The sequence below is a fragment of the Natronobacillus azotifigens genome (assembly GCF_026805325.1).
GTDB classification, from domain to species: Bacteria; Bacillota; Bacilli; order Bacillales; family Amphibacillaceae; genus Natronobacillus; species Natronobacillus azotifigens.
Genome location: NZ_JAPRAT010000014.1, coordinates 58235 through 82496, shown reverse-complemented (window position 1 = coordinate 82496; position 24262 = coordinate 58235). Strand labels below are relative to the sequence as shown.

Here is a 24262-nt window from a genome sequence, read left to right as displayed (position 1 = left end):
AGCATGGTATAAAGTTGCAGTTAATACTACGAAGTTTTCACTTTCTTTTTCGTAATATCCCATCTTCCCCGGTTCGGGCTAGACACTAAGCCATTGTACTCTAAGACATTAAGGTCCCTCTGGACAGTACGATCTGTAATCTCGAATTCTTCAGCGATTTCTGTTGTGGTCACTGGACCATTTTCTCTGATAAATAAGTAGACTGCCTTAACGCGAGTAAGCATACGGGATGTTGATTGACTCAAAGAACCACTCCTTAAATGACTGCATTAGAATTGTGGTGTAACTGAATCTCTATAATCATATTTTACACCTTTTATTAACAAAATGCTAGTTATCGAACTCAATTTACAATAAATTAAGATTATTCCGATATATACTTATGATACAGAAAGTAGAGATATTTAATGACAAAGGAACCAAAAACTCATTATTTTTTGGCAATCCCTTTTGATAGAAGAACAAAAAGTTGGTTACTGCAAGAGCAAAAAAAATTTCAAAAGGAAAGTAATCTGTCTTATCGTCAGTGGACGGATGAAGAAGATTTTCATATTACTTTAGCATTTTTAGGTGCTTTAGATTATGAGCAAAAAAAACAATTAATCGATCAGATAGATTCATCATGTCCATTTTCTTCATTTAAACTTTCGCTTGGAGGTTTAGGTTTCTTTGGTTTAAAAGACCGACCTCGTGTAGCTTGGATTGGATCTGATCGCCCGTGCGAACTATTGAATATCGTTCAATCCCTTCGTGCGATTACAGATAAATTAAATTTCTCAACAGATCGAAGAGAGTATCGGCCACATGTTACGATAGCGAAAAAGTGGCGAGAAGGAGAACTAAGCGAGGATGAACAACAAACGATTAAACGTTTCTTTGCAAGAGGTATTGAAATAAACATAGACCGCTTTGTGTTATACAAAATATGCTTAGGAGCAAAACCAAAATATCAAGAGGTCTGTAGTTGGAAGTTAGAATGAGGTGATTCTTATGGGACAACTGATAAAATTAGAAGATTATATTTCCCGGTATCAACGCGATGTTTTTCATTATCCAGGACAATATATTCGATTAAAGCAAGAGAATTGGAAAAAAATGATTCAAATGTGGGAAACAAGGATCAGTGAACCTGAGGAAGAGGATACAGAGGAGCCGGAACAAAAGTTTCCGTTTATTAATTTTAAACAATTCTTTAATCGACGTAAGGAAATCGATGTGGAGGAAGCCGAAACATCGCAACTACCCAAAACTAAAGAAGAGCTAAAACAACAATTTTTAGATATGTTATTCCCTTTTCAACTCAATTGGGCATCATCGACCATTAGCGAAATGTCTTTTCTTGATAAAAGTTATCAAGAGAATTTAACGTTGAAGTATTTTATGCAGCGATTTCCGGATACGTTTCTTTTTATGTATCATCCTATATTTCAATTGAAAAATGCTAGTGTCGATGCTGACATTATTATGATTACTCCTGTTAGTATTGAAATTATCCAGTTATTAGAGAGGCCGTCCGATCAACATTTTATCGCAGAAGACGGTAGGACTTGGTTTGTTGAGGAGAATAATGTAAGAAAGAAGATAATAAGTCCAATGATTTCGATAAGAAGAACGGAAAAAATTGTGAAAAGTATATTGGCTGTAAATTCATTAAATATCCCCGTCAATAATGTAGTTCTGTCACGTACAAATCACATTCAATTTTATTTAGAGCCATATCAGACTAGTTTTGTTGGAAAAGATCAGCACGAACAATGGCTTCAAGAGAAACGCAATTTTGTTTCCCCATTAAAACATAATCAGTTAAAAGTAGCAGAAGCGCTGCTTTCCTTTTCTGACACGGTTGCAGTGAATCGGCCAGAATGGAATCAACAGGATAAGGAAGAATTTTAACCGGAAAGCTTGGGGGTTTTCCTTAAAGTTTTTTAAAAGATAGTAAAGATTAAACTTGATCTTTCCCCCTATTATGAGGTAATCTAATATTATCATTCTTTTTTTGACAAAAAATTTTACGAATAAAAATTTATCCCGGAGCAACCGTCCGTAAGACTCCCACTTCAAAACAACAAGAAAAGCAAATTGTTTACGTGGGAGTAACGGACGCTAGCACCCCGAATGGATCAACTAACAATCAGTGGGGGAATATCTAAAAACCCCCACTGATTGAAGTTTCACTTTATTGATTATTAGATAGTTAACATACTATTTTTATTGAATAAACAAGGGACTATAGTGAAAGATTGGAAGGTGAAAAATGTGCAGTATATGCTTGGTGAGGAATGGACAATTGTATCAGCAGGTGGTTCAACTGGTGAAGCTTATTATGCAAAATCAGCGCAAAAGCGTCTATTTCTAAAGCGTAACTCTTCCCCTTTCCTAGCGGTTTTGTCTGCTCAAGGAATCGTACCGAAACTAGTATGGACAAAACGCTTAGAGAATGGTGATGTGATCACTGCGCAAGAGTGGCTTGATGGAAAAGAATTAAATCCTGAAGAAATGCAGCACCCTATGGTGGCAAATCTATTAGGGAAAATTCATCATTCAGCAGAATTACTAGACTTACTAACACGAATGGGTAAAAAACCAATGGATCCTTCATTTCTATTTCAGAACCTGAAACGATTGGCGGTGGAATCCAATGATGTTGTTGTTCCTGTAGCCATCCATCAAGGGTTGAAATTTATGGAAAACCACTTACCTATACTGACAGGTGTGAAACAAGTAGTGTGCCATTGTGATTTAAACCATAATAATTGGCTCGTTTCGAACTGTGGTCAATTATATTTAATCGATTGGGATAATGCACAAATTGGTGATGCTGCACTTGATTTGGGAATGTTATTAAATTGGTATATTCCTGAACAGGATTGGGATAACTGGTTAGAGATGTATGGCATTCAAAATCATGATAATCTTTACACAAGAATGCACTGGTATATGATTTATGATCTCATTTCTACTTACTATACAAATCAATTATCTGGAAAATTTGTTGAAGCAACAAAAGACCTTAAAGAATTATATCCATTGGTTGAACGAGCAAAGCTATATAGTAAGTCTTAAAACGACTGATTAAAGGAGTAATGAAATTGCGTGCAAGACACAAACCATGGGCGGATGATTATTTAAACGAACAAAAGGAATATGTCATCCTTGACCCAGATAATTATAAAGGGTGTTGGCAAACTGCGTTTCCAAAACAACAGCCAATCCAATTAGAAATTGGTGCTGGAAAAGGCCAATTTATTACAGGTATGGCAAAACAATTCCCTAATCGTAATTTTATTGCGATTGAGGTCGTAAAAAGTATCATAGTAAGTGCTGTGCAGAAAGCAGAAGAACAACAACCTTCAAACATTAAATTTATCAATCAAGATGCAAAAGATTTACGTGATATGTTTGGAAATGAAGAGATTGATCAAATTTATCTTAACTTCTCCGATCCATGGCCGAAAAATCGTCATGAAAAACGAAGATTAACGCACAAGTCTTTTTTAGAGCAATATGAACAAGTGCTGAAAAAAGAAGGTAAGTTGGTTTTTAAAACAGATAATCAAGGTTTATTTGAGTATTCTTTAGCTAGTTTTTCTCAGTATGGTATGATTATTGAAGAAGTTTTATTAGATCTTCACGCTCACGAAGATCCAACGAATGTGATGACTGAGTACGAAGAGAAATTCTCAGAAAAAGGACAACCAATCTATCGTTGCCAAGCAAGATTTCCAAAATAAAAAGAGACATATTTGTCTCTTTTTTTTTTTTTGAATTTTTTTCTATACTCTTTTCAGGTAAAACGAATAATAATCCCAACCACAATGGGCATAAACAGCTCAGTAATTTATCTTCTTTATCTTTAATGATGTTTACGTGAGGATGGGGGATAAAAAAGTACTGTAACTTCGTCATAAGGCTTGCTTTTGCCGAGGTTGAGGTTGGAAAATGACGCTAACCTCGTCGAAACGCCTACATACACCTGGATTCACTAATATACAGTTTATACAATTTGTGTTTGACTATAATCAATTAGAAACTTGTTTGTTGTTGTTTTTGATGTAGTAATGATCATGTTTTCTAGATAGAACTTGTTTCTTCGACAGCGATAACAGAGCCCGTATAGGCATCAATAAAGAATTCATATTGTGTATTTACATTATCGATCGTGCGAGTAATCCCACCACGATAAACAGTGTAGTCTAACTCATTATAGGTTAACTCTTCAGGTTTCATGTATATCCATGACCCGCTAACTGGCCCACGTTCTCTAAAAGCGTTCTTTACTTGTTTTAATGCTTCTTCAGGTCTAATTGGTAAATTGTCTAATTGCGCCTTTACAGAATAACCAATCACCGCACCAATTCCGCCCGCAAATAATAATTTTTTCCAGTTCATTTAATTCACCTCTAATTTAAGATTATCAATAGTATACCTTATTTTCTGCAATATAGTAAATTGAACAGATTGAAACAAGTATGAATTTTATTTATTCATAAAATCTTTTTTAGGTCACAAGAGTGGTAATGAAGTTCAAAATTCGCTACAATAAAAATAATGGACAAGAATATGGGAGGTCATACATATGAATAAGGAAACTAAAACGTTATTTAAGACGTTAACGGAGTTGCAAGGTGCAGCAGGTAATGAACATCTTGTACGTAAATTTATGCGTAATGAGCTAGAGCAATATGCTGATGAAGTGGTTCAAGATAACTTAGGTGGAATATTCGGTGTAAAAAAAGGTAGCGGCCCGAAAATAATGGTAGCAGGACACATGGATGAAGTTGGTTTCATGATAACCCAGATTACGAAAAATGGTTTGTTGCGTTTTCAAACACTTGGTGGCTGGTGGTCACAAGTTTTGTTGGCGCAGCGCGTTCAAATTATGACCGATAATGGCCCTGTTATTGGGGTTATTAGTTCTATACCTCCACATAATTTAACACCAGAACAACGAGCAAAACCAATGGAATTAAAAAATATGTTAATTGATATTGGTGCTGATGACGAAGAAGATGCAAAGAAAATTGGGATTAAGCCAGGACAGCAAGTTGTTCCTGTTACCCCATTTACACCAATGGCTAATGAGAAAAAGATCTTAGCAAAGGCTTGGGATAATCGTTACGGTTGTGGTTTATCTATTGAATTGTTAAAAGAATTACAAGGAGAAACACTGCCCAATACGCTATATTCTGGCGCTACAGTACAAGAAGAGGTTGGTCTTCGCGGTGCACAGGTAGCTGCAAACATGATTAAACCGGATATTTTCTTTGCCTTAGATGCATCCCCAGCAAATGACATGTCAGGGGATGAAAAAGAATTCGGACAATTAGGTAAAGGTGCATTATTGCGGATTTTTGATCGTTCGATGATTACACATCGTGGAATGCGTGAGTTTATTTTAGATACAGCAGAGTCTAATGATATTCCGTATCAATATTTTATTTCACAAGGTGGAACGGATGCAGGACGAGTTCATTTAGCAAATGAAGGGGTACCTTCTGCAGTAGTTGGTATTTGTTCGCGTTATATTCATACACATGCTTCTATTATTCATGTCGATGATTATGCTGCAGCAAAAGAACTCATCGTAAGATTAGTTAAAAACACAGACGAAAATACGGTTGCGCAAATTCGATCTAATAGCTAATGGAAATAAGAAGCAGGACTAACTATTCTGCTTCTTATTTTTTTACGATTGAAAAACTTAGGAGTGAAAGGGTTAAGCATAATGAAAATCATTCTTGGTTCAAAGAATAAAGCAAAGCAAAGTGCCGTGAAATTAGTTTATCCAACAGAAACAGTGGAGACAATTGATGTTCCATCTTTTGTTTCGGATCAGCCATTTAGTGATAAGGAAACCTTAACTGGTGCCATCAATCGAGCAAATGAAATTCATAAGCGATTCCCAGAACATCTTGCGATTGGTTTAGAAGGTGGTGTAATGCGGCTTCATGATCACCTCTTTTTGTGCAATTGGGGTGCACTAGTAGATCCACATAACCAGCTCTACATTGCAAGTGGTGCGAGGATTCCGCTTCCAAGTGAATTAGTTGTGGAATTAGATAGAGGGCAAGAGTTGGGCAGGGTAATAGATTCTTTTGCAAATAAAATCGATGTTCGACAAAGCGAAGGAACGATTGGTATATTAACTGAAAATATCGTAACACGAGAAGAGATGTTTGCTCATGTAGTCAAACAACTGAAAGGACAATATTTGTTTTACCAAAAGACGATGAATAATCGCTAAATATAACAAAATTATTACAATATATTAAGGTTTTGTTAATTTCAAATCTATGCTTGTTTCATCGGAAATTCATAGTATGATAGATAATGTGAAAATTATCATTCAGGAGGATATGAAGATGAGCAAGTTGTTCGTATTTTCACTTCCAATGATTGTGGCAAGTTTTGCTATTATCAGTGGATGTAGTGGAATAACAGAAGAAGAAGCATTTGAAACAATAGAAGAAACTGTAGAAAATGCATTTTATACAGAATCACCTGATCCAAATGAGGAATTGGAACTTTTTCAATTGTATATTTCTGATCAGTTCGAAGTCGTGGAAGATTCACCAAGTAACTTGATTTTTCGCGATGATGATCAAATGTTCATTTTGTTTTACAACACTTTTGAAGCAGAAGATAGTGACTTGTTTTACCTCTCTGCCAAAGCAAATGACGACTTCTCTCTTTTAGAGACATTTGAAGATGAAGAACGTTTCGGGTATTTGAAAGTTGCGGACAAGGAAGACAGTTATGAACTACAAGTTGGGATTGGTGGAGTTAAAATAACGACACAAACAACATTAGGTGATTTAGAGGAAAACGCAGCAGATATGATGGAGATGATTAATTCTATCGTGTTTCTTCACTAAGATAAAAATAGAATGACTATCCTTAGTTGTTGTCTTTTTTTCTTAGTGGTAGTTTTAAGTTTATAAAAAAAGATAGTGATTCTATTGAACAATGGTTTTATAAGGAAAATAATATAAAGAAAATAAGTGTATGCTATACGTAATGGATCTAATTACACAATTGACGATCTATTGATTGAGATTGTTCCATCTCGGCACTAATCAATGAACAACATTTTTTAAGTAAATAGTATTAATAAGGCTTCCATTACACTGGAGGTCTTATTTAATTACAATGATTACTCGCATACCAGTTTCGTAATAAAATAAGAGCTTTTATGGGCGAATGCAACTACTAGGATCATGATCTTTGCTTGTTTTTCCATCTCTATTTGTGTAAGATATACAAAGAAAAGGGGGAGGAAGCGTTGAAGAGTTTTTTTGCCAGAAAAAATGTTCATTTATCTACACATGCCTATCTAATAACCGCCCTAAGTTATATGGCTTTGGGACTTTTTTCCTCGCTAATTATTGGTCTTATCATTAATACGTTGGGTGAGCAATTCGCAACAATGTTAGGGGATTCAAGTTTCACCGACGCAATGCAAGAGATTGGTTCATTTGCAATGGATAATAAAATTGTTGGTGGTGCTATTGGTGTAGCGATTGCTTTTGGTTTAAAAGCGCCTCCATTAGTATTGTTCTCTGCTTTATTTGCAGGTGCGTTTGGGTACGAGTTAGCAGGGCCTGTAGGTGCGTATATTAGTGCATTATTCGCTACCGAATGTGGGAAGTTAATCTATAAAGAAACCAAACTAGACATTATATTAACACCCTTTCTAACCATTTTGGTGGGGTATTTGGTTGCTACCTTTATTGGGCCGCCAGTACATAGCTTTATGACAGGTCTTGGTAGTGTGATTAATTGGTCAACGGCACAACAACCGTTTGTGATGGGGATTATCGTCGCGGTTCTAATGGGCTGGGCCTTGACTGCCCCTATATCTAGTGTGGCCATTGCGTTAATGCTATCATTAGATGGGGTAGCAGCAGGAGCAGCAGTTGTAGGGTGTTCCGCACAAATGGTTGGTTTTGCAGTTAGTAGTTATCGTGAAAATGGTTTAGGTGGTTTGTTAGCACAAGGAATTGGTACATCGATGTTACAAATCGCAAATATTATCAAAAAGCCATTGATTGTGGTACCGCCAACGATTGCGGGTGCAATGATGGCTCCATTTGCAACAGTATGGCTGGATATGACGAACAACGCATCTGGCGCAGGGATGGGAACGTCTGGTTTTGTTGGACAAATTATGGCTTTTCAGACAATGGGCTTTTCCTTAGATGTTTTTTGGATGATTTTATTGATCCATATTGTTGGTCCAGCACTAATTAGTTTAGCAGTTGCTGAATGGATGAGGCATAAAGGTTGGATATCATTTGGTGATATGAAAATACACTATGAATAATATTTTTAGGAGGTTTTTTTGTGCAAAAGTTACAGTCAGAAGAAGAATTTAATGAAAGAAAAGAAAAAGGTAAATCAGTTTTTATGTTCTCGGCAAACTGGTGTCCAGATTGTCGTATTATTGAGCCATTTTTGCCAGAATTAGAAGAGAAATATTCTCATATTACGTTTATCTATGTTGATCGGGATCAGTTTATTGATATCTGTGTCTCCCATGATATTTTTGGTATCCCAAGCTTTTTGGCATTTGAGAATGGAAAAGAAATCGATCGTTTTGTTAGTAAAGATCGAAAATCAAAAGAAGAAATAGAAGAATTTCTAACTAAACTCGGATAAAGAGCAGTGGTTCACTATTCTTTTCTAGCGCTATTTTTCATGATACAATGTATCGTGATAAATTTCTCCTTAAGGAGGAGATAACTATGGCGAAAACGAGTTTACAACTAAAAAAAATATTGGATGAGAAATTTAGTCAACCAGAGTGGCATAAGTCATTTGATCGCGAAAAAGATCGTTATCGAATAGAGTGGAAAGATACGCATGAAGGTGTATTCATTTCACTTCCAAATGTCATTGCGAAATACGAGTCTCGTGGTGAGGCGGCGATTGATGAACTTGTTTATCATGTTACCGAATCTTTACACATGATGCGAGAAAAACAACAATTGATTGGAAATGAACAAAAAATCTTTCCGGTTATTCGATCCACATCCTTTCCAACTGAAAAAAAGGATGGAAAGGCACTAGTTTATACGGAGCATACAGCGGAAACGCGAATTTATTATGCACTAGATATGAATAATACTTATCAATTAATTGATCAAGAAATGATTGATCAAGCTGGATGGACAAACTCCCATGTCTATGAAGTCGCGCTGTTTAATCTTCGTTCATTGCCGATTTCTCCCAAGCAAGAACAAGTAGCAGGGAATGATTTTTTCTTCATAGCTACGAACGATGGATATGATGCTAGCAGGATCCTTAATGAGATGTGGTTAGAAAAAATGGAGCAAGAAGCTAAGGGTGAATTAGTTCTAGCTGTTCCACACCAAGATGTTCTTATTGTTGTTGATATCCAAAATGAAATGGGTTACGATATTCTGGCGCAAATGACCATGAAGTTCTTTGCAGAAGGTAGAGTACCTATCACTTCGTTGGCATTGACGTACAAGGATAAGAACCTCGAGCCGATTTTTATTTTAGCAAAAAATAAACCTACTAATGATAAGAAAAAAGAGGATGAATAAGATGCATGTTTTTTATAACAGAAAAGGAATTGGTGATTGTTTAATTGTCCCGCTTAAGCAAGGAGATCGTTACCAAATTGATTTTAATCAGTATGGTCATGTAACGAAAATTTATGACACAGAGTCAAAAGAAGTTTTAGGTTATAACATTTTTAGAGAAGGAAGCAACATGGAGCTAGAAGATGGTAAGCATAAACTGGATGAAGTTATGCTTGCAAAAATCAATCAAATATTAGACAGACATGGTGTTCCTGAAAGCTTGGAATTGGATTTATCTCCAAAATTTGTAGTTGGTTATGTAAAAACGAAAGAACCACATGAGAATGCCGATAAGTTAAATGTCTGCCAAGTAGATATTGGTACGGAAACGGTGCAAATAGTTTGTGGAGCTCCAAATGTTGACGCAGGGCAACATGTGGTTGTTGCAAAGGTCGGCGCTATTATGCCAAGTGGTATGGAGATTAAGGAAGCGAACCTAAGAGGAGTAGATTCGTTTGGTATGATTTGCTCACAAAAGGAATTAGGCCTTCCTAATGCTCCAGAAGAAAAAGGCATTTATGTATTAACTGGTGATCTAAAGGCTGGAGAAACATTTGATTTTTAAAATTCTTAAAAACGCGCGAGAGTCTCGCGCGTTTTTTCATTTTAAAATAATTGTTATAACAAGTAAAAACACAATAATTTACTTTGAAGATTTTAATGATAAAGATAATAAAGCTGAGATTGTCATTATATTTTATTAAGACACCATATGTATAGACTGTGTGGTAGCGAATCTAGGTTTAAGTAGGCGTTTCAACAAGGTTGCAGCCCATTTTTAGGATCAACCTAAGTGTATGTGGTCGTTTCGACGAGGTTGCAAGCCTTTTTAGGGTTTAACCTAGGTGAAAGAGGTTGTTTCGATGAGGTTGCAGCTCTTTTATGGTCTAACCTAGGCGAAAGAGGTCGTTTCGACGAGGTTGCAGGTCTTTTTAGGGTTTAACCTAGGCGAAAGAGGTCGTTTCGACGAGGTTGCAAGCCTTTTTAGGGTTTAACCTAGGCGAAAGAGGTCGTTTCGATGAGGTTGTATCTCTTTTTAGGGCTTAACCTAAGTGAAAGAGCTCGTTTCGACAAGGTTGGTGCCATTTTCTGCCCTCAACTTAAGCAAGATCAGCAATCTTGACGAGTCTAGCGTTATCTCCTGCCCTAAACCTAGGGGAAAAACCCGCCTTAAAGAAGTTACAGTTCTTTTGATCCTCTACCTTCGCGTGAACATCATTAAAGTGAAAAAAATAAATTATTTACCACGCAGTTTGTGCATGTTGAAAAATAGTAACGGCTGCTATCTTTTATAAAGCTTCAACGAACAATTCGGGGAAGGATAGCTCAACACCCCGTTGGTTGAAGTATCACTTTATCCAAGAACATTCGTTTTGGGCATTTCAATTCGATGAAAACCTGTTAAAATAGTAACTAATCATGTCAATGGAAGAGTGAAAGCAAATGCTAAAGAATTTTAGGAAAAAAGTAAAGCAATGGTTTGAACAAGAAGATCGTACCAGTCAAATTACGAACAATAATAAATGGGAAGAAATTAAGCGAAGTGACCATGGTGTGGACACAAGGGTATCATATCAATATCCGACAAAACGTTCTTTTCCTTTTCCGTTAGATAAAGATAACGAACCGACAATAAGAAGAGCAGTTAGAACAAATGAGCGCTCTACAAACATACCTGATAAATCGCCAAACATAGTAGAGCAGCCTTTTGTGTTTGAAAAACCTGAGCGTAGTCAACCGTTTCGTGCGTCTGACGTCCCTTCGCCAGTTTATGGGTTTCAACAAAGACGAATGACAGTCGATCTGGAAGAAATACCGGCATTTATCCGAAAAGAAAATCGAGAAGAATCATTCATGATGCATCACGAAGAAAATATAACGATTTCAGCAAATGAAGAGATAGAAACGGAAGAGAAAATCTGGAGTGATCAAGAAGTACAAGTTGATAATAGACTACCTGCTGTGTTAGCAAACAAAGAGGAATTAGAATCGAACGCCAATCATAGTAATGAAATGATAACAGATGAGCAAAGTGTTACAACAAGACAAAAAGATATGGAACCAGGCTATAAGCAGGTAACCAAAAAAGACCCTCAGGAAATAAAAAAGGATCCGTTTAACGTAAGGATGCGTCCAAGTGATAAAAAAAGATTTTATCAAACAAATCAAGATAGAAAAAAAATAGATCATACACGGCCGCAACTTCACCTTTTAGATGATACCAATGAGAAAACTACCTATGACGAGGCTTGGATCAAGGAGCAAGGGGAGCAATTAAAACATACGTTAGAGCAATTTCAAGTTCGTGCAAATGTAATTAATGCAATGCAAGGACCTTCAGTAACGCGATTTGAAATTCAACCAGAATCGGGTGTGAAAGTAAGTAAAATTAAAAATCTTAGTGATGATATAAAGTTAAATATGGCTGCAAAAGATATTCGCATAGAGGCGCCGATCCCAGGGAAAAATGCCATAGGTATTGAAATACCGAATAAGACGTCTCAAGCCGTTGGATTGCAGGAAATCTTTAAGTCGAATGCATTTCGTATGGCAGCATCGAGTTTATCGGTTGGATTGGGTTTAGATATTACGGGGAGAACGGTGGTTACAGACATTAAAAAAATGCCACATGGATTGATTGCGGGTGCAACAGGGTCAGGGAAAAGTGTTTGTATTAATTCCATCTTAATTAGTTTATTGTATAAGGCAAACCCGTCGGATGTTCGTCTATTATTAATTGATCCAAAGATGGTAGAATTAGCTCCATATAATGAAATACCGCATCTTGTTTCTCCTGTAATAACGGATGTGAAAGCAGCAACGCATGCATTAAAATGGGCAGTTGAAGAGATGGAAGATCGCTATAAACGTTTTGTAGAATCAAGTACTCGAGATATTGAACGCTACAATCAAAAAGTGGAGCATGCAGGGGATAAAATGCCATACTTGGTTATTGTTATCGACGAGTTGGCTGATCTAATGATGGCAGCACCCCAAGACGTGGAAGATTCGATTTGTCGAATCGCACAAAAAGCAAGAGCCTGTGGAATCCACCTATTGTTAGCTACTCAACGCCCATCAGTTGATGTTATTACCGGTCTAATTAAAGCAAACATTCCAACACGCATTGCGTTTAGTGTGTCTTCTCAAGTGGACTCCCGAACAATAATCGATACCAATGGTGCAGAAAGATTACTTGGAAGAGGGGATATGCTGTTTGTTGAAAATGGTGCCCGTACACCGCTACGAATTCAAGGCGCTTTTGTTTCTGACGATGAAATAGAGAGAGTGACTAATTTTGTCAGAAAAACCGCACCAACTAATTACTTATTCGAACAAGAGCAATTGCTACAACAAATGGAAGAGGAAAATGAAGATGAACTATATCCAGAAGCGCTAGCCTTCGTTTTAGAAAATAATAGTGCCAGTACTTCATTATTACAGAGACAGTTTAAAATCGGTTATAACCGAGCGGCTCGCCTGATTGACTCATTAGAACAGAATCAAGTTATTTCCGGACAAAATGGAAGTAAAGCTCGAACCGTTTTGATGCGTAATGAAGAGGTTATTCGATAGTTTCGATGTTTCGTTATGCTAAAAAACTTGTACTACATTTCCTAATCTTATATTATAGATAGGGAATCAAACAAACTTATGTGAATCAGATAGGGAGTTAGACTTGATGAAAAAGGAAATAACAAAGAAGTTAAATGGAGAGATTGACCGACTTACAAACAAGACATTCAAGTTTGATGAGCGGGTGAGAGACGGCTGGTTTTCAGCTGTTTATTTTTTAAAAACCAAAGAAATTGTTAAGCAAAAACGACCAAATAATGAAGTAATTATGCAGTTTTTTCAGAAAGATCACGCGGTTATCTGTGGTACTGATGAAGCAATTGCTTTAATACATACATTTGCTGATCAGCCTGAGCAGTTAGAAATTCATTCATTAAAAGATGGTGATAAAATAAGTCCATTTGAAACCGTGTTAACGATCAAAGGACCATACCAATCATTCGGTTACTTGGAAGGGATTATTGATGGTATTTTAGCTCGACGAACGTCTGTTGCAACAAATGTATATAATGTGGTGAAAGCGGGAAGAACTTCAGGTAAACAGAAACCAGTTATTTTTATGGGAGATCGTGATGATCATTACACCCAACAAGCTGGAGATGGATACGCAGCGTTTATTGGTGGATCTACAGCACAGGCGACACATGCTATGAATGAGTGGTGGGGAAAAACTGGTATGGGTACGATGCCACATGCGATGATCCAGATGTTTGAGGGAGATCTTGTTGCAGCATCCAAAGCTTACCATGAAGTGTATCCTGATGATGATTTAATGGTGTTAGTGGATTATAATAACGATGTTATCACCGATGCTTTAAAAGTAGCCCGAGAATTTGGGCCTATTTTAAAAGGGGTACGACTAGATACGTCAAAAAATATGGTGGATAAATATTTCCTAAGAAACCAACATATTATGGGAACCTTTGATCCAAGAGGAGTAAACCCTGAATTGGTCTTTGCTTTACGTAATGCTTTGGATGAGGAAGGTTACCAACATGTAAAGATTATTGCGAGCGGAGGTTTTACAGAAGATCGAATTCGTGATTTCGAAAAGAACAATGTTCCAGTTGACGTATATGGAATTGGCCGGAGTTTATTGGATATACAGATTGGATTCACTGGCGATAATGTTATGTTAAACGGTAAGCCTGAATCTAAATTTGGAAGACAATACCGTCCCAACCCTAGACTTGAAAAAGTACCCTACCTTAAATAAGTTGACCTAAAATATGTATTTTGCTTTCTTTTTATCGTTTCTATGATAAAATATTATTTTGGGCAAATAGTTTTTAATATGTTTAAAGAGGTTAACGCTCTTTTGGAGGTTCTTAGTTATGACAATTTATCATTTTGTTGGTATTAAAGGAACGGGGATGAGTGCTCTCGCACAAATTCTTCATGATGCTGGAGAAAAGGTCCAAGGATCTGACGTAGAAAAAACCTTCTTTACGGAAGAAGTTTTAAGGGAAAAACAAATCCCGATTTTTCCGTTCAGCAGAGATAATATAACAGACGATTTAACTATTATAGCAGGAAATGCGTTCAGAGATGATCATGAAGAGCTAGAGGCTGCACGAGAAAAAGAGATAACGATTTATCGTTATCATGAATTTTTGGGTGAATTTTTAAAAAAATTTACAAGCATTGCAGTAACTGGGGCTCATGGTAAAACTTCAACGACTGGCTTGTTGGCTCATGTATTAAAAGAATCTTATCCAATCTCTTACCTCATTGGTGATGGGACTGGTTCGGGATCGCCTGAAAGTGAATATTTTGTTTTTGAGGCGTGTGAGTATCGAAGACATTTTCTTGCATACCAACCAGACTATGCTATTATGACAAACATTGATTTTGATCATCCAGATTATTTTTCAAGTGTTGATGACGTTTTTGATGCATTTCAAGAAATGGCGGATCAAGTTAACAAGGGAATTATTGCTTGTGGAGATGATGAATACTTACAGCAAATTCAAGCAAAGGTTCCGGTACTATATTATGGCTTTCAAGATGGCAATGATTTTCAAGCAAAAAATGTTGCAGAAGGATCTAGGGGTACAACGTTCGATGTCTTTGTGCGTAACAACTTTTATGATTCATTCACCATACCAACATATGGAAGCCATAGCGTTTTGAACGCATTGGCAGTAATTGCTCTCTGTCATTATGAAGGAATGCAAGCAGAGCAAATCCAAAAATTGAAGACATTCACTGGAGTGAAACGACGTTTTAGTGAGAAAAAGCTTAACGATCAAATTTTGATTGATGATTATGCACATCATCCGAAAGAAATTACTGCTACAATCGATTCGGTTCGTAAGAAGTACCCAGATCGAATGGTTACAGCAATTTTTCAACCACATACTTATACAAGAACAAAAATGTTTTTGCAAGAATTTGCGGATAGTTTGAAAGCGGCGGATCTTGTGTTTTTGTGTGATATATTTGGATCAGCACGAGAACTAGCAGGTAAACTGTCTATCGAAGACCTTCAAGAAAGGATTTCGGATAGTAAGGTCTTGGCGTTAAATGAAGTAGAAGTACTAAAAGAATTTTCGAATAGTGTGCTGGTTTTTATGGGAGCGGGGGACATCCAAAAATATCAGCAAGCATACGAAGAGACATTCTAACATATTTATGAAGGAATTCATTCATCAGACCTTAAATATTTAGAGTTGATGGTGAATTTCTTTTTTTATCCAGGTGCAAACGCTAGTAAACTTTCTACTTCCAAACACCAAGAAATAAAGTGAAACTTCAATCAGTGGGGGTTTTTAGGTATTCCCCCACTGATTGTTAGCCCTAAAGGATGACCTAAAGGCCTTTGAACCATTCGGGGTGCTCTAGCGTCCGTTACTCCGGGATAAAAGCTGTTTGAATAGGATTGATGCCCACCAAAAGGTTTTTACCGTCTCTTCTAGGATTACTACTCAATAGAGAAATACCGAACACCGATATTAGTTGAAGTTTTACATAATATTTACAAGGAAATGATCATGTAAATTAATCGCAACAAGAATATTTCCCTGAATTTTGGTCATTTTATAAAGAAGAAAATGTTTATCGTATTTTTTTTCGGGTAAATATTACTATAATTAGATGAAACTAAATTATACATAGAATTGGAGTGAGTGAATAGAATGATTATAATACTTTATATTGCTGCATTAATATTTGCACTTGCCTTCACTGCATTAGTCGTTTATTTAATTAAAGTATTAAAGGAAACAGAGCGTACGATGGGTAGTATGGCAAATACGCTAGAAGGTTTAGAGACGCAAATGGAGGGTATAACCACAGAAACGACCTTGCTGCTGAATCGAACGAATCAACTGGCAGAGGATATTAATGATAAATCACAACGTTTAAACACGGTTGTTGATAGTGTCAAAGGAATTGGAGATACTGTAAATAGCTTTAACCAGTCGATTCGAAATGTGTCATCGACAATTTCTCATGTAGCAGAAAAAAATAAAGAAGAAACAGCACAAGTGATTAAATGGGGAACTGTAGTAATGCAATTGTTTAACAAGCGTAAAGGGAATAATGAAAATCCATATAGTAATCTTTAGGGAGGAATTAAAATGACAAAAGAAAACAAAAATGATCACATTAATGCAAAGGACTTTTTAATCGGTTCTTTAGTTGGGAGTATTGTTGGTGCATCTTTTGCATTATTGTTTGCGCCAAAATCAGGGAAAGAACTTCGTGGTGACATTAATAAAGGCGCACATGAGTTAAAGGATAAGGCTGGAGAATGGAAAGATGTTGCTCAAGAAAAAACTGGTGAGTTTAAAGATTATGCGAAAGAAACATCTGCACAAATTCAGCAAAGTGTTGCAGAAAAATCGCAACACTTACAAGATAAATTCCAAGAGACAAAAAAATCTCTACAGGAAAAAATCAATCACGCTTATGAGGAAGCTGGAGAAGTAAAAGATAACGTTAAGCAAAAGGCAAGCGAAGTGAAAAACAAGGCGAAAAGCAAAGTGAGCACAGCAGATGATGCTGCAGACCATATCAAAGAAACTGCGAAAGAAGCAGCAGAGAATGTTGCAGAAGCGGTAGAAGAAGCAGCAGAAGACGTAAAAAATAAATAAACACTTATTTATGTGAAAAGGTTGTAGCAAATTAATGCTACAACCTTTTTTGCAAGATAAGAGTTGAAAAATAGTTTTTGTGGCAATATCTATAAGTGCTTTAACCACTTTAAATCGATGTAAACGATTTTCTAATAATACAGTAGGGGCTAACGGTTGCTTTGCCATCAGCCCCTTAAAAATTATTTGTTTGAAGGAACAGATGGTAATACCGCGGAGGCAGGGACAAAAGAAAAAAGGCAGTATAATAACCGAAACTATAGTAGAGGTTTAGTCAATTATGGTTCGGTTAATTTTCCGAGAAACGAAATTAAGCACCTGAAATATGCGAGACTCCTGCGGGAACAGCGCGAGCTGAAGATCCACTCGGAAAGCGAAATTTGCTTATCCGAGTTAGCTGAAGCCGTGCCCGCGGAAAGCGAGTATATTTCAGGTGCGGTGCTCTTCCACTTATTTATATAAGAAGATTATTCGTATATTGAGTAAAGGGATTTTTTTGTCCCAGCCTCTTCACCTAAAAAATTTTCGTATCCTGGATATTTTTCAAAATCATTCATGCTCAATAGTTATTTCATCATTTTCTGCAAGCGGGTCAAAAAACGCGGCAGATTCCCCATTTTTTTGAATCGTAACATTTCCTTTGATTTTTGTTAAGTCAATGGAAATAAACCGAAAGATATCTTGGAAAATGAATTCATTATCTTCCACTGTCTTGCATGTAATTTTTGCCCCAGATTGAATTGTATCAGTGTATTGAAGTTCTTGATTATTTAGAAATACTTGAGTCACCTGTTTTGTTAGGGTGATTGGTTTTCCATTGTACGTCACATGCAATTTCTTTTCCGTTGGAATGTGAAGACTTGATAAAATCTTTTGAACAGTGGGCTGATCACCTTTTATCAGCTCTATCTTATCATTTGCTCTAACACTAATATTTTTGTCAACTTTTTTTCCATTTACCTTCAATCTAGTTGAAAAGTTCTCCAGCGTCGCTTTTTTATTGTCAACCACAATTTGAAAATCTCCCACTTGATCTAATTCATCTTTTTTGTTTATGGATGAAAAGAATTCTTGTACAGTTTTTGTTTCTATGATATGAATATTATCATTGTCTTGAATCTGATAATCAGATTGAACGCTTTTTCCATTCACTTCAATCTTAGGCTCGATTTTATATTTTTCTTGGTTAAAGAATATAGTAAAACTATCTACTTCACCAACTAGACCTGCAATGGTTACAACAGGTTCAACACCATCTTCGCCTTTTTCTACATGTAGAACATCACCGTGTTTAATGGGTTGTTCGACGGTAATTGGTTCGTCATTTAACCACACTTTAGGTGGTTGTCCATATGTTCCTGGTAAAGTGATATTCTGATTGTTAAATGTGATCATATAAGCCATGCCAGGTCTGCCATACAATTTGTCGATATAGATACCTGCAGCAAGTAAAGAATCACCAACAGTTAATTGCTTCATATCAAATAATCGTACTGCACGATCATTTACGGTTACACTGATATAATGTACTGGATTTTGTTTCGCCGCAATGGCGATACCAATCGGCGTTATAAAAGCAGGGCCAGTCGGTATTTCTGCTTCGAATTCTAAATCTCGAATTGCATCTGTTCCACGAGTTGCAACCCGATTGTTTGGTAATTTTAATTTATTCGCTAATTTTACTGTTAGATTTGGCGTTAGACTACCACCACCAACGAGCATTACTGCTTTTGGTGCTCGACTATTTAACGTGATTATTTCTTCAGCAATTACACTAGCTAATTGGTCAATTGCTGGTTCAATGGCTGTAGCTAATTCATCGAAAGTAATGGTTTGTTCGAAACCAAGAATATCCGTTAAAGTAGCCTGTTGATGTGCGGTAATATCTTTTTTCACTCGCTCAGCTTCATTAAAATCAAGCAAAAAATGATCGCTAATCGCCTCTGTAATTTCGTCGCCAGCTTTTGATACCATACCATATGCAGTAATACTTCCAGCGTCTGTAAGAGCAATATCACTTGTTCCTGCACCAATATCTACTAATGCAACATTCAAACGACGCATCGATTCTGGAATTAGTACATTAATCGCTGCAATAGGTTCGAGTGTTAAGGCTTCCATTTCTAGATTGGCACGTTGCAGTGCAGCTAACAATGATTCTACAACTACTTTCGGCAGAAAAGTTGCAATGATTTCTACTTCTGCTTCTTTTCCTTGCTGATCAATTAACGAACCAATCAAATCGTCATCCAATCGGTATTGTAGAACAGAATACCCAACACAATAATAGTGAGTACTTGCATTATTCCCTTGTTCTTCATGAGCCAAGTCATGTTGTGCTTGTTGTACAGCACTCAGTTCTAAGAATAATATATCCTCTTTATCAATTAGTGGATGTTGTTCAATATTCTTGCTTATTTTAGTTCTTTTGGTTTTTAATGCTCGGCCGGCGGCAGCAACACAAACTTTTGACAGCATAATTTGATGTTTACATTCTAATTTTTCTTTCACTTCATTAATTACCTTTGAAACGGAGACAACATCATGAATCTGTCCATCAAGCATCGAGCGTTCCTCGTGTTCTTGCATGACGTAATCAATCAGTTTGTATGATTTATTCGTTTGTTCTAATAATAATCCAATGACAGATCGAGTTCCAATATCTAATGCGAAAATATAATTATCCATGATTTTAATCCTTTCCTTCAGATCACCTATTCAGAGTTTAACAGAAAAAACATTATTTTGACGAATTAAAAGAAAATAAAAATAAAGAAAATACTAAATATTTAAACATAATGGTGACAAGTAACAAAATATTAGCTATAATTATCCCTAATTATTAAATATATATTATTTTATTATAATGTAAAACATAAAAATAGGGGGTAATTAGTTTGAGTAATCAAGAATTAGATCAATTGAGAGAAGAACTTGATCAGGTAAACCTAGAAATATTAGATTTAATTAAAAAGCGAGGGAAATTAGTACAACAAACAGCGCAAGTGAAAGAGAAGCAGGGAGCTAATCGGAATTATGATCCGGTTCGTGAGCGTGACATGCTTGACTTAATCAAAAAGCATAATGATGGACCGTTTGAGAACGCAACAATTATTCATTTGTTTAAACAAATTTTTAAAGCAGGATTAGAATTACAAGAAGATGATCATAGCAAAGCACTACTAGTTTCAAGAGTGAAGAAAGCAGAAAACACTATTGTTGATGTAAATGGAGCAAAATTCGGCGATGGAAATCCTCATTATATTTTCGGCCCATGTGCGGTGGAAAGTTATGAACAAGTAGCTCAAGTTGCGGAACAAATTAAAAATAAGGGATTAAAAATAATTCGTGGTGGGGCTTTTAAGCCGAGAACGTCACCTTATGATTTTCAAGGTTTGGGTTTTGAAGGTTTAGAAATCTTGAAAAGAGTTGCAGATGAGTATGGTCTTGCCGTTGTTAGTGAGATCGTAAGTCCCGCAGATGTTGAAAAAGCGGCTGAATATCTTGATGTTATTCAAATTGGTGCACGTAACATGCAAAACTTTGAGTTACTAAAAGCGGCTGGAGAAGTAAATAAGCCAATTGTATTGAAACGCGGGATGTCAGCAACAGTTTCTGATTTTATTAATGCAGCTGAATATATTAATTCACGTGGTAATGGACAAATTATCTTATGTGAACGTGGTATTCGTACGTATGAAACGTCTACACGTAATACATTAGATATAACTGCTGTTCCTATTTTAAAACAAGAAACACACTTACCGGTTATGGTAGATGTAACGCACTCTACAGGAAGAAGAGACTTACTAATCCCTGCTGCTAAAGCTGCACTAGCTATCGGCGCGGATGGTATAATGGCAGAAGTTCACCCTGATCCTGCTGTGGCTCTTTCAGACTCTCAGCAACAGATGAACTTTGATCAATTTGACCAGTTTATAAGTGAAGTGGTAAATAAGAAGTATTAATGAAGTAAAACTGTCTGTTCACTAAGAACAGGCAGTTTTTTTTCAAGATAGGGAGTTGAAATGGGTTAGACGAGGTAGGGTAAAGATATTAGACGAACGCTTAACAATGAAAATTCTAATAATACCCATTTTTCCTTGACAAATTAAGAAGAATATAAGACATTTGATTGTTGAGTTTGCTATAATATTAAGAGGAAGTTTCTATTAGAAAATAGAATTGGTTTAAATCGCATTATCCTATGATATACTTAATGACAAACAAAGTAATATAAAATGTAATGGAGGTAGAATGTAAATGAATATCACAATATATGATGTAGCAAGAGAAGCGAATGTATCAATGGCAACCGTATCAAGAGTTGTAAACGGCAACCCGAATGTAAAACCAGTCACAAGAAAAAAGGTATTAGAAACGATTGAAAGATTGGGGTATCGCCCAAATGCTGTTGCTCGGGGGTTAGCGAGCAAAAAAACAACAACTGTTGGTGTTATTATTCCAGACATATCGAGTATATTCTTTTCTGAGTTAGCTCGTGGGATTGATGATATAGCAAACATGTACAAGTATAATATTATTTTAAGTAATTCTGATCAGAATATCGATAGAGAAATTAAACTCATTAATACAATGCTTGAGAAACAGGTAGATGGCATTGTCTTTATGGGTGGTAAGATTACAGAGGAGCATGTGAAAGAGTTTAAAACATCACCAGTGCCAGTTGCTCTAGCAGCAACAGTGGATCCAACGCAATCTATTCCATCGGTCAATATTGATTACGAGCAAGCTGCTTTTGAAGCGACCAAATTGTTAATCGAAAACGGTAATAATCAACCAGCTTTTATTTTTGGAGTTGAGGAAACAGCTGCTAACGAATTAAAATATAAGGGCTACGAACGAGCATTAAAGGAAGCGAATCAAACAATTAATCATGACCTAATCATTAAAGGTGATTATACATATGCTTCAGGAATAGAAGCTGTTGAACAATTACTAACGTTAGAGCCTAGACCTACGTCTATCTTCGTTGCTTCTGATGAAATGGCATTAGGGGTCATTCATGCCATTCAAGACAAAGGCTTACGAGTGCCAGAAGATATCGAAGTTTTTGGATTTGATAACACAAGACTTGCTACAATGGTTCGTCCGACGTTGTCGACAATTGTACAACCAATGTATGATATAGGAGCAGTAGCGATGCGGTTATTAACAAAGTATATGAATAAAGAAGAAGTATCAGAAGCAAATGTAATATTACCTCATCAAATTATCGAAAGAAACTCAACAAAATAAAATTAATGTCGATATATAAAATATCAAAATTCATATCCTGGGCATGTTTATTTCAACCAAGATTGTACGTTTAGTTAGGGAGAGAGTATATGAAAAAAACAGATATTTTAACACCAATCGGCATTACACTGGGTTTCATGATGATTATGTTTGGTATCATTTCAAGTAGTGGTAATTTTGATGGCTTCATTGCATTTATCCAAGCGTCATCTATTGTTATTGTAATAGGTGGACTTGCTGCGGCCTTATTAATTAATTTTAACCTTGATCAAATTAAACTAACTGGTCGAGTGGTTAAAGAAACTTTTAATAAGAGTGAAAGTGATTTAGGAGAACTAATTAAGTTATTCGAACGACTTTCAGAACGTGCTAGACGGGAAGGGTTATTGGCGCTTGAAAATGAGCTAGAAGGTGTAGAAGATCCGTTTATCAAAAAAGGTGTTTTACTAGCGATTGACGGAATTGAACCAGAAGTTATTCAAGATATTATGAGTGCAGAAATTACAGCGATGGAAGACCGTCATCAAAAAGGCCGGATCATTATTGAAAAAGCTGGAGATTATGCGCCAGCATGGGGAATGATCGGTACATTGATTGGTTTAGTACTAATGTTAAATGATTTGGATGACCCAAGTACATTAGGGCCCCAAATGGCTGTTGCGCTTTTAACAACGTTCTACGGTGCAGTAATGGCTAATCTTGTCTTTATTCCGATGGCTGGTAAACTCGAGAGCAAGACAGAAGAGGAAGTTTTTATGAAACAGATTGTAATCGAGGGTGTTATTGGAGTACAATCTGGTCAAAATCCGCGAATTTTAAAAGAAAAGTTAAGTGCATTTTTATCGGATGATATGAGGAAAAAACGTGAATTAGATGCAGACGAGCAAGTGGAGGGTGCTGCTAATGAAGCGTCCTAATAAAAAGCAACCAAAAGGTGCACCAAGATGGATGACGACCTATTCTGATATGATTACGTTGATACTTGTTTTTTTCATTCTGTTATTTTCCATGTCACAGATTGATATTGTGAAATTTCAGGCAGTAGCAGAATCGTTTCGTAATCGTGTTATTTTTGATAATTATCCCTCTTCTGTTCCTTTGGAGAACCCATCGGACTATCATGACGTTCGACAGGATGATCCTACTGGGCATTTTAAAGATAATATCTTCGATTCTGATGACGAAGAAGAGTTTGATAACGATCAAATAGATGAAGACATGGATTCACTAGATGAATTGTTAGCAGAAATTGAAAGGTTCTTACGTGAAGAAGGGCTTCAAGATGTTATTTCTGCTAACCGTACCGATCAAGGTGTAGTATTGATTTTACAAGAACGAATTTTATTTGATTCTGGACAAGCTCTTCTTAAGTCATCAGCAGAGCCCTTTCTAGACAAAATTGGGATATTGTTGAGTAATATACCGAACACAATTCGTGTTGAAGGTCATACGGATAATCGACCGATATCCACCTTGCAATTCCCCTCCAATTGGGAATTGTCAGCAGCACGAGCTAGTAGTGTCATTCGTTATATTATCAATGCAAATGATTTTGAAGAAGATCGCTTTATTGCAGTAGGCTACGGTGATACTAGGCCGATTGTGGAAAATGATTCTCCCGAAAATTGGAGCAGAAATCGTCGAGTAGAAATTGTTATTTTAGAATTATCACAGGATTTCAACTAAAAAAGGAGGTGTGCCGAATTTTAAATTCTGGTATGC

Annotated in this window: 23 protein-coding genes; 20 read left to right on the top strand and 3 right to left on the bottom strand. The window is 36.3% G+C overall.

Going from position 1 to position 24262, the window contains the following annotated elements; genetic code table 11:
- Window positions 1-26: 26 nt before the first annotated feature.
- Entirely contained in the window at window positions 27-245 is a 219-nt protein-coding gene (locus OWO01_RS08515) for a helix-turn-helix domain-containing protein (RefSeq protein ID WP_268780025.1), read from the bottom strand.
- Window positions 246-407: 162 nt separating this feature from the next.
- Between OWO01_RS08515 and thpR the strand changes: the two genes are divergently transcribed.
- From thpR to trmB, 4 genes are all read left to right on the top strand, one after another.
- On the top strand, window positions 408-980 hold the full coding sequence (gene thpR / locus OWO01_RS08510) for an RNA 2',3'-cyclic phosphodiesterase (RefSeq protein WP_268780024.1): 573 nt from the start codon (window positions 408-410) through the stop codon (window positions 978-980).
- 10 nt (window positions 981-990) lie between these two features.
- Window positions 991-1893 carry an NERD domain-containing protein gene (locus OWO01_RS08505; protein WP_268780023.1) on the top strand — a complete coding sequence of 301 codons (903 nt, stop codon included), beginning with the start codon at window positions 991-993 and terminating at the stop codon, window positions 1891-1893.
- A gap of 372 nt (window positions 1894-2265) precedes the next feature.
- A complete protein-coding gene (locus tag OWO01_RS08500; protein ID WP_272506076.1) occupies window positions 2266-3063 on the top strand; it encodes an aminoglycoside phosphotransferase family protein in 798 nt (265 codons plus the stop codon).
- A gap of 26 nt (window positions 3064-3089) precedes the next feature.
- Window positions 3090-3731 carry a tRNA (guanosine(46)-N7)-methyltransferase TrmB gene (gene trmB, locus OWO01_RS08495; RefSeq protein WP_268780021.1) on the top strand — a complete coding sequence of 214 codons (642 nt, stop codon included), beginning with the start codon at window positions 3090-3092 and terminating at the stop codon, window positions 3729-3731.
- Window positions 3732-4071: 340 nt separating this feature from the next.
- Here the strand turns inward: trmB and OWO01_RS08490 are convergent, their stop codons facing one another.
- The gene (locus OWO01_RS08490) at window positions 4072-4389 is read right to left on the bottom strand and encodes a PepSY domain-containing protein (RefSeq protein WP_268780020.1); all 318 of its coding nucleotides are present in this window, start codon (window positions 4387-4389) and stop codon (window positions 4072-4074) included.
- A 187-nt stretch (window positions 4390-4576) separates the two neighbouring features.
- Between OWO01_RS08490 and OWO01_RS08485 the strand changes: the two genes are divergently transcribed.
- The 12 genes from OWO01_RS08485 (at window position 4577) to OWO01_RS08430 (ending at window position 17281) form a co-directional block, all read left to right on the top strand.
- Window positions 4577-5644, top strand: coding sequence for a M42 family metallopeptidase (locus tag OWO01_RS08485; RefSeq protein ID WP_268780019.1), 1068 nt, complete (start codon window positions 4577-4579; stop codon window positions 5642-5644).
- 81 nt (window positions 5645-5725) lie between these two features.
- On the top strand, window positions 5726-6244 hold the full coding sequence (locus tag OWO01_RS08480; RefSeq protein WP_268780018.1) for a DUF84 family protein: 519 nt from the start codon (window positions 5726-5728) through the stop codon (window positions 6242-6244).
- Between the two features lie 118 nt (window positions 6245-6362).
- Window positions 6363-6875, top strand: coding sequence for a hypothetical protein (locus OWO01_RS08475; RefSeq protein ID WP_268780017.1), 513 nt, complete (start codon window positions 6363-6365; stop codon window positions 6873-6875).
- A gap of 407 nt (window positions 6876-7282) precedes the next feature.
- Complete coding sequence (locus OWO01_RS08470; protein WP_268780016.1) at window positions 7283-8323, top strand: PTS sugar transporter subunit IIC; 1041 nt, start codon at window positions 7283-7285, stop codon at window positions 8321-8323.
- Between the two features lie 20 nt (window positions 8324-8343).
- Window positions 8344-8658, top strand: coding sequence for a thioredoxin family protein (locus OWO01_RS08465; RefSeq protein WP_268780015.1), 315 nt, complete (start codon window positions 8344-8346; stop codon window positions 8656-8658).
- 86 nt (window positions 8659-8744) lie between these two features.
- On the top strand, window positions 8745-9569 hold the full coding sequence (locus OWO01_RS08460; protein WP_268780014.1) for a DUF1444 domain-containing protein: 825 nt from the start codon (window positions 8745-8747) through the stop codon (window positions 9567-9569).
- Window position 9570: 1 nt separating this feature from the next.
- Window positions 9571-10173 (top strand): YtpR family tRNA-binding protein, encoded by a 603-nt coding sequence (gene ytpR / locus OWO01_RS08455; RefSeq protein WP_268780013.1) that lies wholly within the window; start codon window positions 9571-9573, stop codon window positions 10171-10173.
- A gap of 878 nt (window positions 10174-11051) precedes the next feature.
- Window positions 11052-13184, top strand: a complete 2133-nt coding sequence (locus tag OWO01_RS08450; protein ID WP_268780012.1) for a DNA translocase FtsK — start codon at window positions 11052-11054, stop codon at window positions 13182-13184.
- Between the two features lie 106 nt (window positions 13185-13290).
- Window positions 13291-14400 (top strand): nicotinate phosphoribosyltransferase, encoded by a 1110-nt coding sequence (locus tag OWO01_RS08445; protein WP_268780011.1) that lies wholly within the window; start codon window positions 13291-13293, stop codon window positions 14398-14400.
- Between the two features lie 118 nt (window positions 14401-14518).
- A complete protein-coding gene (gene murC, locus OWO01_RS08440; protein WP_268780010.1) occupies window positions 14519-15811 on the top strand; it encodes a UDP-N-acetylmuramate--L-alanine ligase in 1293 nt (430 codons plus the stop codon).
- A gap of 510 nt (window positions 15812-16321) precedes the next feature.
- Entirely contained in the window at window positions 16322-16753 is a 432-nt protein-coding gene (locus OWO01_RS08435) for a DUF948 domain-containing protein (protein ID WP_268780009.1), read from the top strand.
- Window positions 16754-16765: 12 nt separating this feature from the next.
- The gene (locus OWO01_RS08430; protein ID WP_268780008.1) at window positions 16766-17281 is read left to right on the top strand and encodes a YtxH domain-containing protein; all 516 of its coding nucleotides are present in this window, start codon (window positions 16766-16768) and stop codon (window positions 17279-17281) included.
- Window positions 17282-17830: 549 nt separating this feature from the next.
- Here OWO01_RS08430 and pilM read toward each other — a convergent pair.
- On the bottom strand, window positions 17831-19969 hold the full coding sequence (gene pilM / locus OWO01_RS08425; RefSeq protein ID WP_268780007.1) for a pilus assembly protein PilM: 2139 nt from the start codon (window positions 19967-19969) through the stop codon (window positions 17831-17833).
- A gap of 209 nt (window positions 19970-20178) precedes the next feature.
- Between pilM and OWO01_RS08420 the strand changes: the two genes are divergently transcribed.
- The 4 genes from OWO01_RS08420 (at window position 20179) to motS (ending at window position 24226) form a co-directional block, all read left to right on the top strand.
- Window positions 20179-21249 (top strand): bifunctional 3-deoxy-7-phosphoheptulonate synthase/chorismate mutase, encoded by a 1071-nt coding sequence (locus OWO01_RS08420; RefSeq protein WP_268780006.1) that lies wholly within the window; start codon window positions 20179-20181, stop codon window positions 21247-21249.
- A gap of 295 nt (window positions 21250-21544) precedes the next feature.
- Complete coding sequence (gene ccpA, locus OWO01_RS08415; RefSeq protein WP_268780005.1) at window positions 21545-22540, top strand: catabolite control protein A; 996 nt, start codon at window positions 21545-21547, stop codon at window positions 22538-22540.
- 89 nt (window positions 22541-22629) lie between these two features.
- Window positions 22630-23457 carry a flagellar motor protein MotP gene (gene motP, locus OWO01_RS08410; RefSeq protein ID WP_268780004.1) on the top strand — a complete coding sequence of 276 codons (828 nt, stop codon included), beginning with the start codon at window positions 22630-22632 and terminating at the stop codon, window positions 23455-23457.
- The gene (gene motS, locus OWO01_RS08405; protein ID WP_268780003.1) at window positions 23444-24226 is read left to right on the top strand and encodes a flagellar motor protein MotS; all 783 of its coding nucleotides are present in this window, start codon (window positions 23444-23446) and stop codon (window positions 24224-24226) included. The genes motP and motS overlap by 14 nt, the downstream gene beginning before the upstream one ends.
- The last annotated feature ends 36 nt before the right edge of the window (window positions 24227-24262 follow it).